This window comes from Pseudomonas asturiensis (assembly GCF_900143095.1).
GTDB classification, from domain to species: Bacteria; Pseudomonadota; Gammaproteobacteria; order Pseudomonadales; family Pseudomonadaceae; genus Aquipseudomonas; species Aquipseudomonas asturiensis.
This window is the reverse complement of sequence record NZ_FRDA01000003.1, coordinates 43222-58422: the sequence shown is the minus strand read 5'-3', so window position 1 is coordinate 58422 and position 15201 is coordinate 43222. Positions and strand designations below refer to the sequence as shown.

11 protein-coding genes are annotated in these 15201 nt (G+C 60.1%); all 11 read left to right on the top strand.

The window, feature by feature from the left end; translation table 11 throughout:
• Window positions 1-87: 87 nt before the first annotated feature.
• On the top strand, window positions 88-1569 hold the full coding sequence (gene alg8, locus BUB69_RS05930) for a mannuronan synthase (RefSeq protein WP_073163378.1): 1482 nt from the start codon (window positions 88-90) through the stop codon (window positions 1567-1569).
• A gap of 40 nt (window positions 1570-1609) precedes the next feature.
• Window positions 1610-2779 (top strand): alginate biosynthesis protein Alg44, encoded by a 1170-nt coding sequence (locus BUB69_RS05925; protein WP_073163376.1) that lies wholly within the window; start codon window positions 1610-1612, stop codon window positions 2777-2779.
• A 2-nt stretch (window positions 2780-2781) separates the two neighbouring features.
• Window positions 2782-4194 (top strand): alginate biosynthesis TPR repeat lipoprotein AlgK, encoded by a 1413-nt coding sequence (gene algK / locus BUB69_RS05920; RefSeq protein ID WP_073163375.1) that lies wholly within the window; start codon window positions 2782-2784, stop codon window positions 4192-4194.
• On the top strand, window positions 4191-5672 hold the full coding sequence (locus BUB69_RS05915; protein WP_073163373.1) for an alginate export family protein: 1482 nt from the start codon (window positions 4191-4193) through the stop codon (window positions 5670-5672). Before algK ends, BUB69_RS05915 begins: the two co-directional genes overlap by 4 nt.
• Window positions 5673-5698: 26 nt before the next feature.
• The gene (gene algG / locus BUB69_RS05910; protein ID WP_073163371.1) at window positions 5699-7309 is read left to right on the top strand and encodes a mannuronan 5-epimerase AlgG; all 1611 of its coding nucleotides are present in this window, start codon (window positions 5699-5701) and stop codon (window positions 7307-7309) included.
• Between the two features lie 14 nt (window positions 7310-7323).
• Complete coding sequence (locus tag BUB69_RS05905) at window positions 7324-8763, top strand: alginate O-acetyltransferase AlgX-related protein (protein ID WP_073163369.1); 1440 nt, start codon at window positions 7324-7326, stop codon at window positions 8761-8763.
• A gap of 8 nt (window positions 8764-8771) precedes the next feature.
• Complete coding sequence (locus BUB69_RS05900) at window positions 8772-9911, top strand: mannuronate-specific alginate lyase (protein ID WP_024686395.1); 1140 nt, start codon at window positions 8772-8774, stop codon at window positions 9909-9911.
• A 133-nt stretch (window positions 9912-10044) separates the two neighbouring features.
• Complete coding sequence (locus BUB69_RS05895; RefSeq protein ID WP_073163367.1) at window positions 10045-11601, top strand: MBOAT family O-acyltransferase; 1557 nt, start codon at window positions 10045-10047, stop codon at window positions 11599-11601.
• A 10-nt stretch (window positions 11602-11611) separates the two neighbouring features.
• Entirely contained in the window at window positions 11612-12787 is a 1176-nt protein-coding gene (locus BUB69_RS05890; protein ID WP_073163364.1) for an alginate O-acetyltransferase, read from the top strand.
• Between the two features lie 12 nt (window positions 12788-12799).
• Window positions 12800-13465, top strand: a complete 666-nt coding sequence (locus BUB69_RS05885) for an alginate O-acetyltransferase AlgF (protein ID WP_024686392.1) — start codon at window positions 12800-12802, stop codon at window positions 13463-13465.
• A gap of 114 nt (window positions 13466-13579) precedes the next feature.
• Window positions 13580-15031 carry a mannose-1-phosphate guanylyltransferase/mannose-6-phosphate isomerase gene (locus BUB69_RS05880; protein ID WP_073163362.1) on the top strand — a complete coding sequence of 484 codons (1452 nt, stop codon included), beginning with the start codon at window positions 13580-13582 and terminating at the stop codon, window positions 15029-15031.
• The last annotated feature ends 170 nt before the right edge of the window (window positions 15032-15201 follow it).

Below are 15201 nucleotides of genomic sequence, written 5' to 3'. Positions count from 1 at the left end.
GCCACAAGCGCCAAGCTCCAGGCCACTCGTTCAAGCGCAGCTTGAGCCTGGGGCTTGAGGCTTGCAACTGACTTAGGGATACAGATTATGCAGAGGCTCAAGCACGGCTTGTTACAAGCCGCCGGTTGGCTGTTTTACCTTAGTTTATTAATGGGCATTGCCACGGCATTGCCCACCAGTATCTTCGACTCACAGTCGAAGAACTTTATCTTCCTGATTGGCGCTGTGGGTATCTGGCGCTATTCGATGGGGATTACGCACTTTGTGCGCGGAATGATCTTTCTGTACATCGTCTATCCCCACTTGCGCCGCAAGGTTCGCAAGTTGGGCAAGGCGGCCGATCCTTCCCACGTGTTTCTGATGGTCACCAGCTTTCGTATCGACGCACTGACCACCGCTCAGGTGTACAGCTCGGTGATTCGCGAAGCGATCAACTGCGGCCTGCCGACCACCATCGTGTGTTCGCTGGTGGAAATGTCCGACGAACTGCTGGTCAAGGCGATGTGGGCCAGGCTCAACCCGCCGGATCGAGTGAAGCTGGACTTCGTGCGTATTCCGGGGACCGGCAAGCGTGACGGGCTGGCCTACGGTTTCCGCGCCATCTCGCGCCACCTTCCGGACGAGCGCGCCGTGGTTGCCGTGATCGACGGCGACACCGTGCTCAACGAAGGCGTCGTGGCCAAGACTGTGCCGTGGTTCCAGCTGTTCGACAATGTCGGCGGCCTGACCACCAACGAGTTCTGTGAAGTGCGCGGCGGTTACATCATGAGCGAATGGCACAAACTGCGTTTCGCCCAGCGTCACATCAACATGTGCTCGATGGCCCTGTCCAAGCGCGTGCTGACCATGACCGGTCGTATGTCAGTGTTCCGCGCCACCGTGGTCACCGACCCCGAGTTCATCGCCGACGTGGAAAGCGACTCGCTCAACCACTGGCGTCTGGGCACGTTCCGGTTTCTGACCGGCGACGACAAATCCAGCTGGTTCAGCCTGATGCGCCTGGGTTACGACACCTTCTACGTGCCGGATGCGGCGATCAACACGGTCGAGCACCCACCGGAGAAGAGTTTCCTCAAGGCCAGCCGCAAGCTGATGTATCGCTGGTACGGCAATAACCTGCGTCAGAACTCGCGTGCGCTGGGCCTGGGCATTCGTCGTCTGGGGCTGTTCACCAGTGTGGTGTTGTTCGACCAGCGTGTGTCGATGTGGACCTCCATCCTCGGCCTCACGGTCGCCATCATCGCCAGCTTCAAGTATGGCGGCGCCTTCCTGCTGATGTACCTGCTGTGGATCGGCATGACCCGCCTGATCCTCACGCTGCTGCTGTCCTTCTCGGGACACAGGATCGGACCTGCCTACCCCCTGATTCTCTATTACAACCAGATCGTCGGCGCCCTGATGAAGATCTACGTCTTCTTCCGCCTGGACCGCCAGTCCTGGACGCGCCAGGACACCAAACTCAGCCGCGACATGGCCAGCTTTCAGGGTTGGTTCAACACGTGGTCATCCCGAACCATGACTTTCTCGGCTGGCACCATCTTCGTCGCCGTGCTGTTGACGATGGTTTGACCGGGCCAACGGATTAATCGCTTAAGTAGGAAAATTAGCCATGAATACAGCCGTGAATGCGAACGTCGTACATGAATCCGAAGCCCAGCGCCAACACGCTCGGGTCAAGATCCCAGCCAAGCTGCGCCTGCTGGACATTCCCAGCGCGCCGCTGGTGCGTATCGAAGACCTGTCAGCGGGCGGACTGAGTTTCATTGCGCCGTCGGGCCAGAACTACACCGCCGGTGAAGTCCTCAAGGGCCGCCTGCAATTTCTGATCGACAACCTTGGCCTGGCCATGGACGTGGAAATGCAGGTCCGCTCGGTGGATAACGCCAGCGGCCGTATCGGTTGCCAGTTCCAGAACCTGGAAGCCCAGGATATCGCCACGCTGCGCCACCTGATCACCTCGCACCTGTCCGGTGACATCGTCAGCCTGGGCGAAGTGCTGGCCACCCTGCAGCGCGACAACTTCACCAAAGCACGCAAGGTCAAGGGCAACGACGGCGGCATGAGCGCGATGGGTCGCCTGCGTGCGGTCACTTTCAGCCTCGGTATCTTCATCGTCGGTCTGGCCGCGTTCGGCTTCATCTTCAAGACCGTCTACGGCCTGTACTTCGTCAGCCACGCCTCGGCCGGTCTGGTATCGATCCCGAGCATGGACATCACCATGCCCCGCGAAGGCACCGTGCAGAGCCTGGTTGAGCAAAACGGCGAAACCACCAAAGGCGCGCCGCTGGCAACCTTCAACACCAGCATGCTGGAAATGCTCAAAGGCAGCCTGACCGGTGAAGACCTGCAGCCAGCGAAAATCGAAGAGCTGTACGGCAAGCAAATGAGCGGCACCCTGACCAGCCCGTGTGACTGTGTCGTGGCTCGCCAACTGGTCGCCGACGGTCAGTACGCCAGCAAAGGCCAGGTGATCTTCCAGCTGGTGCCACGCAACGCACCTGCCACGGTTGAAGCTCGCTTCACCTATCGCCAGTTCAACGACGTCAAGCCAGGCACCCGTGTCAGCTTCCAGGTTGCCGGTGAAGACAAACTGCGCACGGGCGAGATCATCAGCAGCACCAACCTGAGCGACACCGACCTGTCCACCGACATCCGTGTGCAGATCAAGCCTGACGAAAGCCTGAGCAGCTCGCTTGCCGGCCGTCCTGTCGAAGTGGTCAGTGATCGCGGTCCTTCCGTGAACTGGCTGATCGATAAAGCCGTGGCTGCGGGTCTGTAATCATGAGCAGCCCACTACGACGCCTGTCGACCCCCACGCTATTGAGCCTCGCCGTCGCGCTCGGCCTGAGCGGCTGTGCCGGCCTGCCTGACCAACGCCTTGCCAATGAAGCCCTGAAAAACGGCGACACTGCATTGGCGGAGCAGAATTATCGGCAGCTGGCGGACCTGGGCTACAGCGATGCACAGGTTGGCCTGGCAGATATTCAGGTCAACACCCGCGACCCGGCCCTGCTCAAGCAGGCGGAAGCCACTTACCGAGCGGCCGCCGAGACCTCGCCTCGTGCGCAATCGCGTCTTGGCCGTCTGCTGGCCGCCAAACCGGATGCCACCGACGCCGAACGCCGCGAAGCCGAAGCGTTGCTCAAGAAAGCCTTCGCCAACGGTGAGTCCGGCACGCTGGTGCCGCTGGCCATGCTCTACCTGCAATACCCGCATACCTTTCCTGAGGTGAATGCGCAGCAGAAGATCAGCCAGTGGCGTGCTGCCGGTTATCCGGAAGCAGGTCTGGCCCAGGTGCTGCTGTATCGCACACAGGGCACCTACGCCGAGCATCTGGACGAAGTGGAAAGCATCTGCAAGCAGGCGCTGAACACCACCGACATCTGCTACGTCGAACTGGCCACGGTCTACCAGACACGCGGTCAGGCTGAGCCACAGGCAGCCTTGATCGAACGCCTGAAAAGCGAACACGCAGCAGGCCGTATCAGCGCTCAGCGCGTGGACAGCGTAGCGCGTGTACTGGGCGACTCGACCATCGGCACGCCGGACGAAAAGACTGCGCAACAGCTGCTGGAAGGCATCGCGCCGGGCTACCCGGTTTCCTGGGTCACGCTGGCCAAACTGCTTTACGACTTCCCCGGACTGGGTGACGTCAACAAGATGATGGAATACCTGAACAACGGCCGCGCCGCTGACCAGCCACGCGCCGAATTGCTGCTGGGTCGCCTGTACTACGAAGGCAAATGGGTCACGCCTGACGCCTTCAAGGCCGAAGCGCATCTGAAGAAAGCCGCAGCGACGGAAATCTCGGCCCATTACTACCTGGGTCAGATCTACCGCCGTGGTTATCTGGGCCAGGTCTATCCACAGAAAGCCGTGGACGAGTTGCTGACGGCTGCCCGTGGCGGCCAGAACAGCGCCGACTTCGCCCTCGCGCAGCTGTTCTCGCAAGGCAAGGGCACCAAGCCTGATCCGGTCAACGCCTGGGTCTTCGCCCAACTGGCACTGACCACCGAAACCCCGCAGGCCACTGAACTGGCCCAGCAACTGAGCACCACACTGCCGCCTGAAAAGCTCGCCGGCGCCAAGGACCTGTTGGCACGTGAGCAAAAAGTCCGGGGCGCAGCCGCCAACCAGAGCGCGATGGCGATGCAGGCCCTGCAAGAAGAAAAAGACGGTGAGGAAGCATTATGAAGTTGAATCCCCTGATGGCCGCTGGTGTGGGCCTTGGCTTCAGCCTGCTGTGGGCCTGCCCGACACTGGCAGCGCTGACTGAACAACAGAATTTCGGCCTGGAAGTGAAAGCCACCGGCCAACTCGAAGACGACCGCGATCTGGGTACTCGCTCGGGCGGCGACGTCACCGGTCTGGGTCTGGACCTGCGTCCCTGGGTCTATGGCGAGCGCGGCAACTGGAGTGCTTACGCCATGGGCCAGGTCGTGACCGCGACCGATACCATTCAGACCGACCCGCTGGAACAATCCACCGGTGCAGGCGACGGCCAGACTCAAGTGTCCCGTGGCACCGCCAGCGAGCGCGAAGTCGAAAAGTCCTACGCTGCACTGCGCGAATTCTGGATCGGCTACAGCGGCTTCACGCCCTACCCCGGCGAGATCCTGAAAGTCGGTCGCCAGCGCCTGCGCAACGACGACGGCCAATGGCATGACACCAATATCGAAGCCATCAACTGGACCTTCGACACCACCCTGTTGCGGGCCGAACTGGGCGCTGCACAGCGGTTCAGCGAATACCGCACCGACCTGACCGAGCTGGCTCCCGATGATGAAAATCGTCAGCACCTGTTCGGTTCGGCCAGCTACCAGTGGACGCCAGGTCACTGGGCAGGCGTGCGCGCGCATCACAGCCGCGACGATGGCAAGCTCAAGCGTGAAGGCCAGGAGCTGGATGATCTGGACAAGACCTCCAACGGCGACCTGACCTGGCTCGGCCTGCAGGCTGACAGCGATGCCTACAACTATCGCAACACCCATCAGCTCAACTACTGGGGCAGCCTGACCTGGCTCAATGGCAACCGCGACGAAATCGGTGTCAACGGTGTCAACGACCAGTACTTCGCCGGCGAGAAGAACAACCGCGACATGAATGGCTGGGCGACCGACCTGGGCCTGCGCCTGCGTCTGGATCCACAGTGGCAAGTGGGCGCCGCCTACTCGCGTGCCAGCAAGGATTACGTGCAGAACGGCCTGGAAAGCAACCGTTCCAACTGGACCGGCACTCGCTCGCGCATCCACCGTTTCGGTGAGGCGTTCCAGGGCGAAATGGCCAACGTGGAAACCGGCTCGCTGTTCGCTTCCTGGCAGATGAACGAGGAATACGACGCCTCGCTGATCTACCACAAGTTCCGCCGCGTCGACGGCAACACCGGCATCGGTGGCTCGGGTATCAACGCTGTTCGTGAAAACGGCAACACCAATACCTTCAGCTCGCTGCCACTGGAAGACGGGCGCAAGGACCTGGGTCAGGAAATGGACCTGGTCGTGACCAAGTACTTCAAACAGGGTCTGCTGCCAGCCTCGCTGAGCCAGTCCTTCGACGAACCGTCGGCTCTGGTGCGCTTGCGTGCCGGTGTCTTCAAGCCCGGCGACGCGTACCACAACGGCGTGGATGAATACATGCACCGCGCCATTGTCGACGTCATCTGGCGCTTCTGATGCGAACCGCCAAAGGAGTGCCACAGATGAACAGTCAAGCAAGCAACGGGCGTAGCCGGACCTGGCCACACGCCCTGCTCGAAAGCGCCGTGCTGAGCAGCGCGCTGCTGATGGCCAGCGGCGCCGCACTGGCCAACGCGCCTGTCACCCCCGAGGCGCCGAAGGCGGTGGTCAAGGAGCTGCAACAGGCCAAGACCTACACCATCACCAGCCCGCCGACCGAGCCACTGGAAATGGCCAAGCCGGTGCTGCCGGACCTCAGCGGCTACACCGCAGACGCGGCGCTGAAAAAGATCGCACGCAACAAACCGGGCAAGATCACGGTTGCGCGAATGATGGAAGAAACCGGCCTCAAGGAATTCATCGGCGGCGACAACAAGATGGCTGAATGGGTGGCCCGTCAGAAGGGTATCCCGCAGGCCATCATGATCTCCGACGGCTACGTGAACCTTCAGGACCTGGTCAGGAAAGTGCCCAAGCAATTCCTGAAAGAGGTGTCGCCGGGCGTCTACGTTGCGCGCCTGCCGATCCTGGTCAAGGAAAGCGGTATCTTCGAGATCGACAGCAAGACCAAGGAATTGCGTCTGTCTCAAGAGGGTGGCTCGTTCATCGTCAGTGAAGGCCAGATGCTGATCACTCACACTCAGGTCAACGCCTGGAGCGAAACCCGCAACAGCCTGGCGACCTATCGCAAGCCTGACGAGTTTCGCCCGTTCGTGCTGACCTGGGGCGGCTCGCAAACCTGGATCGCCAACACCAAGATGGCGAGCATGGGTTACGACCAGAGCAAGTCCTACGGTGTGAGCATTTCGCAGTACACGCCCAACACCGCGAAGATTCTGAAACGTGCCGAGCCGACCGGCTGGATCATTGATTCGGAATTCTCGGACATGTGGTACGGCTTCTACTGCTATGAAACGCGCGACTTTGTGGTCAAGGGCAACACCTACCGCGACAACATCGTCTACGGCATTGACCCGCATGACCGCTCGCACGGCCTGATCATCGCCGAGAACGACGTCTACGGGACCAAGAAGAAGCACGGGATCATCATTTCCCGGGAAGTCGATAACAGCTTCATCTTTCGCAACAAGAGCCATGACAACAAATTGTCCGGCGTGGTCCTGGACCGTAACAGCGTCGGCAACATCGTCGCCTACAACGAGATCTACCAGAACCACACCGACGGCATCACGCTGTATGAAAGCGGCAACAACCTGCTGTGGGGCAACCGTGTGATTGCCAACCGCCGCCACGGTATCCGTGTGCGTAACAGCGTGAACATCAAACTGTACGAAAACATCGCCACGGCCAATGGCCTGATGGGCGTCTACGGCCACATCAAGGACCTGAGCGACACCGACCGCGACATCGAGCTCGACCCGTTCGACGCCCAGGTGTCGCTGATCATGGTTGGCGGCGAACTGGCCAGCAACGGCTCCGGCCCGCTGTCTATCGACTCACCCCTGAGTGTCGAGCTGTATCGCGTATCGATGCTGGCCCCGACCAAAGAAGTCGGCATCAGCCTCAACGGCATCCTGGGTGAGCGTCAGAACGAGATCCTCGACCTGCTGGTGCGCCAGAAGAAAGCCGTATTGATCGACCCCGTCGAAAGCCAGACCGAGCTGCGGGAATGAGGAAGGGTATTGTTATGCACGCACATTTGATCAAGCTGTTGAGCCTGTCCAGCCTCACTGCCGCGCTGATGGCCGCCGCCGGTGTGGCTCGCGCAGACGACTCGCAAGCACCGACCTTCACCGCCGAGCCTTGCTGCAGCCTGTGCCCGGCTGCGCACGACGCGAAAAACTACACCACGCGCTACCAGCAGAACTTCACCACGCTGGTACAGGCTGAAGGCGACTGGCTGTTCCGTACTCAGGAAGACCTGCGTACCGAATTCGACACCACGCCCGCCGGCTATCGCCGCATGAAAGAACTGCACGATGCGTTCAAGAGCAAGGGCGTCGAGCTGGTGGTCGTCTATCAGCCGACTCGCGGTCTGGTGGATCGCAACAAGCTGTTCCCGGCCGAACGCGACAAGTACGACTACGACAAGGCGCTGAAGAACTATCAGGCCATGCTCGGTCGTTTCAGCAAGATGGGTTACTGGGTACCGGACCTGTCGCCGTTGACCAACGAGCAACAGGCGCACGACTTCTACTTCCGCGGTGACCAGCACTGGACGCCATACGGCGCACAACGCACGGCGAAAATCGTGGCCGAGACCGTCAAGAAAGTCCCGGGTTACTCGGACATTCCCAAGCGTGAATTCGAAAGCCATATCTCCGGGCGCATGGGCAAGAACGGCACCCTGCACAACATGGCAGGGCAGCTCTGCGGCACCAGCTACGCCGTGCAGTACATGGACCAGTTCAGCACCGAGCCGAAAGGCGAAGCCGGCGACGGCGACCTGTTCGGCGATTCCGGCAACCCGGAAATCACCCTGGTCGGCACCAGCCACAGTGGCAAGAACTACAACTTCGGTGGCTTCCTGCAGGAATACCTGAGCGCCGATGTGCTGAACGTGGCGTTCCCGGGTGGTGGTCTGGAAGGCTCGATGCTGCAGTACCTGGGCAGCGAAGACTTCCAGAAGCGTCCGCCGAAGATTCTCATCTGGGAATTCTCGCCGCTCTATCGCCTCGACCAGGAGACCATCTATCGCCAGATGATGTCGCTGCTGGACAACGGGTGCGAAGGCAAACCTGCCGTCATGAGCGCCAGCACCACCCTGAAGCCGGGCAACAACGAAGTGCTGGTCAACGGCAAGAACGGCATCAAGGACATTCGCAACGGCAGCAACCAGATCGATATCCGCTTCGACGACACGTCGGTGAAAACCCTTCAGGCCAGACTCTGGTACATGAACGGTCGACACGAAGACCTGAAAATCGAAAAACCGGAAACCTCTGACACCGATGGACGCTTCGCCTTCGAATTGCGCGAAGACGAGGACTGGGCTGACCAGCAATTGCTGGCCCTCGAAATCCAGGGACCGGAAGCAGGCGCAGAACCACAGAAAGTCGAAGCCAAAGTATGCAAACGCAACGTGTTCCCGAGCGCTGCGAAACACACCGCTCAAGCCGGACTATGAGGTGACTTATGCAGACTCCGAAACTGATACGCCCTACCCTGCTGTCGATGGCAATCCTGTCATCGATGGCCTGGGCCATGGGTGCGTCCGCAGCCGCGACGCTGGTTCCACCCAAGGGTTATGACGCACCGATCGAAAAGATGAAAACCGGTGATCACAACTTTACCTGTGATGCGATTCCGACGCCTTACACCGACAAACTGGTGTTTCGCAGCAAATACGAAGGTTCGGACAAGGCACGCGCCACTCTGAATCTGAAGTCCGAAGAGGCCTTTCGGGATGCAACCAAGGACATCACCACCCTTGAGCGTGGCGTCAGCAAAGTCGTGATGCAGTACATGCGCGACGGTCGTCCCGAGCAACTCGACTGCGCCTTGAACATGATGACCACGTGGGCCAAAGCCGACGCGCTGGAATCTCGCGAGTTCAACCATACCGGCAAGTCCATGCGCAAATGGGCACTGGGCAGCATGTCATCGGCGTACCTGCGACTGAAGTTCTCCGAGTCCAAGCCTCTGGCCAACCGCCAGCAGGACGCGCAGATCATCGAAGCCTGGTTCAGTAAACTGGCCGATCAGGTGGTCAGCGACTGGAGCAACCTGCCGCTGGAAAAAATCAACAACCACTCGTACTGGGCGGCCTGGTCGGTGATGGCAACGGCTGTCGCGACCAATCGTCAGGACCTGTTCGACTGGGCGGTGAAGGAATTCAAGGTCGCCGCCAATCAGGTGGACAAGGACGGTTTCCTGCCGAACGAAATGAAGCGTCGTCAACGCGCTCTGTCGTACCACAACTATGCCTTGCCGCCACTGGCCATGATCGCCAGTTTCGCTCAGGCCAATGGCGTGGACCTGCGTCCGGAAAACAACGGTGCATTGAAGCGACTGGCTGACCGCGTCCTGGCCGGCGTTAAAGATCCTTCCATGTTCGCTGAGCACAACGGCGAAAAGCAGGACATGACGGACCTGAAGAAAGACCCGAAATTCGCCTGGCTGGAGCCGTTCTGCGCGCTCTACACCTGCAACGCCGAAACACTTGAAGAGAAACACGAAAAGCAGCCCTTCAAGACCTTCCGTCTGGGCGGTGACCTGACCAAGGTCTACGACCCCGAGCATGAGAAGGGCGACAAAAGTGACAAGGGTTCCTAGGTAAAAAGTTGACCTTGTGGGCGCGAGTCAGCTCCCACAGGTGAAGCTGCAACGACGCGACAACCTCTTTATTCGTAGGGGGGGTTTGGGGGGGCTTTGGGCCCTTGAATGTTGGACAAACGGAGAGATAAGGATGGTTTTCTCATCCAACGTGTTCCTGTTCCTGTTCTTGCCGATCTTTCTCGGCTTGTACTACCTGAGCGGGCAACGCTATCGCAATCTGCTGTTGCTGGTTGCCAGCTACATCTTCTACGCCTGGTGGCGTGTGGATTTCCTGGCCCTGTTCATCGGCGTAACGGTCTGGAACTACTGGATCGGTCTCAAGGTGGGCGCAGCGGGCGTGCGAACCAAACCGGCACAGCGCTGGCTGCTGCTCGGCGTGGTGGTGGACCTGGGTATCCTGGGCTACTTCAAGTACGCGAACTTCGGCGTGGACAGCATCAACGCGGCCATGACCTCCATGGGTCTGGAACCGTTCATCCTGACGCACGTGTTGTTGCCGATCGGCATCTCGTTCTATGTGTTCGAGTCCATCAGCTACATCATCGACGTGTACCGCGGCGATACACCGGCCACGCGCAACCTGATCGACTTTGCAGCGTTCGTGGCGATCTTCCCGCATCTGATTGCAGGGCCCGTGCTGCGCTTCCGTGACCTGGCCGACCAGTTCAACAACCGCACACACACGCTGGACAAGTTCTCTGAAGGTGCCACGCGCTTCATGCAGGGCTTCATCAAGAAAGTGTTCATTGCCGACACCCTGGCGGTCGTGGCAGACCACTGCTTCGCCCTGCAGAACCCGACCACGGGCGATGCCTGGCTGGGCGCTCTGGCGTACACCGCGCAACTGTATTTCGACTTCTCCGGTTACAGCGACATGGCCATCGGTCTGGGTCTGATGATGGGTTTCCGCTTCATGGAAAACTTCAAACAGCCCTACATCAGCCAGTCGATCACCGAGTTCTGGCGTCGTTGGCACATCAGCCTGTCTACCTGGCTGCGCGATTACCTGTACATCACCCTGGGCGGCAACCGTGGCGGCAAGTTTGCGACCTACCGCAACCTGTTCCTGACCATGCTGCTGGGCGGCCTGTGGCACGGCGCCAACGTCACCTACATCATCTGGGGTGCGTGGCACGGCATGTGGCTGGCGATCGAGAAAGCGCTGGGCATCAACACCAAGCCGTACAACTTCAACGTGATCCGCTGGGCACTGACCTTCCTGCTGGTCGTGGTGGGCTGGGTGATCTTCCGTGCAGAGAACCTGCACGTGGCAGCGCGCATGTACGGTGCCATGTTCAGCTTCGGCGAGTGGCAGCTGTCCGAGCTCAACCGCGCAAGCCTCACCGGCCTGCAAGTGGCGACACTGGTGCTGGCTTACGCAACCCTGGCGTTCTTCGGTCTGCGTGACTTCTACCAGAACCGTCAGGCCGACGACGGCAAAAGCACCAAGGCCGACGGCCCTGCCACTGCGCAACCGGGCACCATCAAAGCCGTTCCTGGTGATGCGCCCGGCAGCCTGCACCTGCCCGGCTACACCGTGGGCAGCGAAGCACAGGTGCAACCGGCCTACTGGGTTGCCGACTGGCCCCGCTACGCCATGCGCGCACTGATTCTGCTGCTGTTCGTTGCTTCGATTCTCAAACTTTCGGCGCAGAGCTTCTCGCCGTTCCTTTACTTCCAGTTCTGAGGAGCCTGACATGACCCGTTCATTACGAATCCTCTATATCGCCATCTTCCTGGGTCTGCTGTTGATCCTGGGCGTCTGGTCGCTGCGCAGTTTCAGCACGTTCTCGACCTCGGCCGAGACCACCGTGCTCAACGGCAAGTGGACCAAGGCGGCGGAAACTCATTACGACGATGAGTTCCCGATCAAGCGCCTGGGCACCAACCTCTGGGCGGCCCTGGATTACAAGCTGTTCAACGAAGGCCGTCCCGGCGTCGTGCTCGGCAAGGACCAGTGGCTGTATACCGATGAAGAGTTCGACGCCGTTGCCAATGGCGAGCAGAACGAAGCGGACAACCTGGCGCTGATCCAGGGCGTGCGTGACGCACTGGAAAAACAGGGCACCAGGCTGGTCCTGGCCATCGTTCCGGCCAAGACCCGTCTGTACCCGGAGCACATCGGTGACAACAAGCCGGCCAGCCTGCACGCCGACCTGTACCAGCAGTTTCACGCGCAGGTCGCCAGTGCCGGGATCTTCGCGCCGGACCTGCTCGCACCGCTGCAGGCTGCCAAGCAGAAAGGCCAGGTCTTCCTGCGTACCGACACGCACTGGACGCCAATGGGTGCCGAAGTCGCTGCGCAGCAACTGGGCGTAGCCATTGCCCAGAAGACGCCGCTGGAAGGCGAGCCTGAACAGTTCGTCACCCAGGCCAAGGGCAGCGAGCCGTACAAAGGCGACCTGACCACGTTCCTGCCACTGGACCCGCTGTTCAGCAACATGCTGCCCAAACCTGACGAGCTGCAACAACGCAGTACCGATCCGGTCCAAGGCACAGCGGCTGGCGATGATGCGCTGTTCGCGGACAGTGACATTCCGGTCGGTCTGGTGGGCACCAGCTACAGCGCCAACCCGAACTGGAACTTCGTCGGCGCTTTGAAAGAAGCCCTGCGCAGCGACGTCGTCAACTACGCCGAAGACGGCCATGGCCCGATTCTGCCGATGCTCAAGTACCTGCAGACCGACGCCTTCAAGAACACCCCGCCGCAAGTGGTCATCTGGGAATTCCCGGAACGCTACCTGCCGGCGCACAACGACCTTGGCGAGTTCGATCAGAAGTGGATCGCCGAGCTGAAAAAATCGCGCAACACCCAGGACAACGTGGCGTTGAACGCCAATCCATCCGAGTCGCCCAACCGGGCGCAAAACTGAGAGGACTGACTCATGACCCAACACACCACTGCAAACCGTTCGAAGAACCGCCTGTTCAAAACCTGCGCACTGGCTGCTGGCCTGGGCCTGATGTCCCTGCAAGCCTTTGCAGGTGACTCGGCCCTGTACGGCCCGACCGCACCGAAAGGTTCGACCTTTGTACGTGTCTACAACGCCAGCAGCGCTGAAATCAGCGCCAGCGTCGGCAACACCAACATGAACGAAGTCGCGCCACTGGGCAGCACCGCGTTCAGCTTCATGCCACAGGGCGACTACACCGCCAAACTGGGCAGCCAGAGCGTGCCGGTGAAACTGGCAGGCGATCACTATTACACCCTGGTCAATAACGCCAGCGGCAAACCACAGCTGATCGAGGAACCTCCGTTCAAGAACAAGCAGAAATCCCTGGTTCGCGTGCAGAACCTCAGCGACAAGGCACTGACCCTGAAAACGGCCGACGGCAAGACCGATGTGGTCAAAGCCGTGGCTGCCAAGGGCACCGGCGAGCGTGAAATCAACCCGGTCAAAGTCAGTCTGGCGCTGTACGACGGCGACAAGAAAGTCACCGATGTGAAACCTGTGGCCCTGGAGCGTGGCGAAGCCGCTGTTCTCTACATCACCGGCAGTGGCAGCAGCCTCTCGCCAGTGTGGGTCAAGCCACCGGTTGCAACCCGCTAAAGGATTTGGCCTGCCGGCTCATGGCGAGTCCTGACCGGCAGGCGCGGAACAAGAAAAAGACAGAAACGACAGACAGCACGTACAGCCCATATTGAATGCTATTGGAGAAGTAAAATGATTCCAGTGATCTTGTCAGGCGGTAGCGGTTCACGACTCTGGCCGCTTTCGCGCAAACAGTTCCCTAAACAGTTCCTGGCACTGACCGGCGAGCACACCCTGTTCCAGCAAACCCTGGAGCGTCTGGTGTTCGACGGCATGCAGGACCCGATTGTGGTCTGCAACAAAGAACACCGCTTCATCGTCAACGAGCAACTCGCCGCGCTGAAACTGGAAACCCAGGCGATTCTCATGGAACCGTTCGGTCGCAACACTGCACCGGCCGTGGCCCTGACCGCCATGAAACTGGTCAACGAGGGTAACGATGGTCTGATGCTGGTGCTGCCGGCCGACCACGTGATCGAAGACCAGAAAGCCCTGCAACGCGCGCTGGCGCTGGCCACTGTGGCCGCCGAGCGTGGCGAAATGGTGCTGTTCGGCGTACCGGCCAACAAGCCGGAAACCGGCTACGGCTACATCAAATCCACGGCCGATGCGCTGCTGCCGGAAGGCGTGAGCCGCGTGTCGCAGTTCGTCGAAAAGCCTGACGAGAAACGCGCCAGGGAGTTCGTCGAAGCTGGCGGCTACTACTGGAACAGCGGCATGTTCCTGTTCCGCGCCAGCCGCTTCCTGGAAGAGCTGAAAAAGCACGACCCGGACATCTATGACACCTGCCTGCTGACCCTGGAGCGCAGCGTTCAGGACGGCGATGCGGTTGAAATCGACGCCTCCACGTTCGCCTGCTGCCCGGACAATTCCATTGACTATGCCGTCATGGAAAAAACCCAGCGCGCCTGCGTCGTGCCGCTGTCGGCTGGCTGGAGCGATGTCGGCTGCTGGTCGTCGTTGTGGGAAGTCAACGCCAAGGATGCCAACGGCAACGTCACCAAGGGCGACGTCGTCATCCAGGACAGCCGCAACTGCATGATCCATGGCAACGGCAAACTGGTATCGGTGATCGGTCTGGACAACATCGTGGTGGTCGAAACCAAGGACGCCATGATGATTGCCCACAAAGACAAGGTTCAGGGCGTCAAGCAGATGGTTGCCACGCTGAACGAACAGGGTCGCACCGAAACCCAGAACCACCTCGAAGTCTATCGCCCGTGGGGCTCTTACGATTCCGTGGACATGGGCGGCCGCTTCCAGGTCAAGCGCATCTCGGTCAAGCCGGGCGCGTGCCTGTCGTTGCAGATGCACCACCACCGTGCCGAACACTGGATCGTGGTATCCGGTACCGCGCAGGTGACCTGTGACGAGAACGTGTTCCTGCTCACTGAAAACCAGTCCACCTACATCCCGATCGCCTCGGTCCATCGCCTGAAAAACCCGGGCAAGATCCCGTTGGAAATCATCGAAGTGCAATCGGGCAGCTACCTGGGCGAAGACGATATCGAGCGTTTCGAAGATATCTACGGCCGCTCGGGTGCGCTGGAAGCCGGTGTCAAAACGCAGACCATTGCGCGTTGATCAACGGCTAGCCAACAAGCGGTAGTACACCGGCCTCCAACAACGTTCTGCGTATCCCCATCCGCAGAACGTTGTTGGGGGCTTTTTTGTAGCGTGGTTGCACGTTTTGACAGATCGCTATCGGCGTCCTCAGGCATCGCTGATGCCGCTGATCGCTCTCCCCTTCCCTG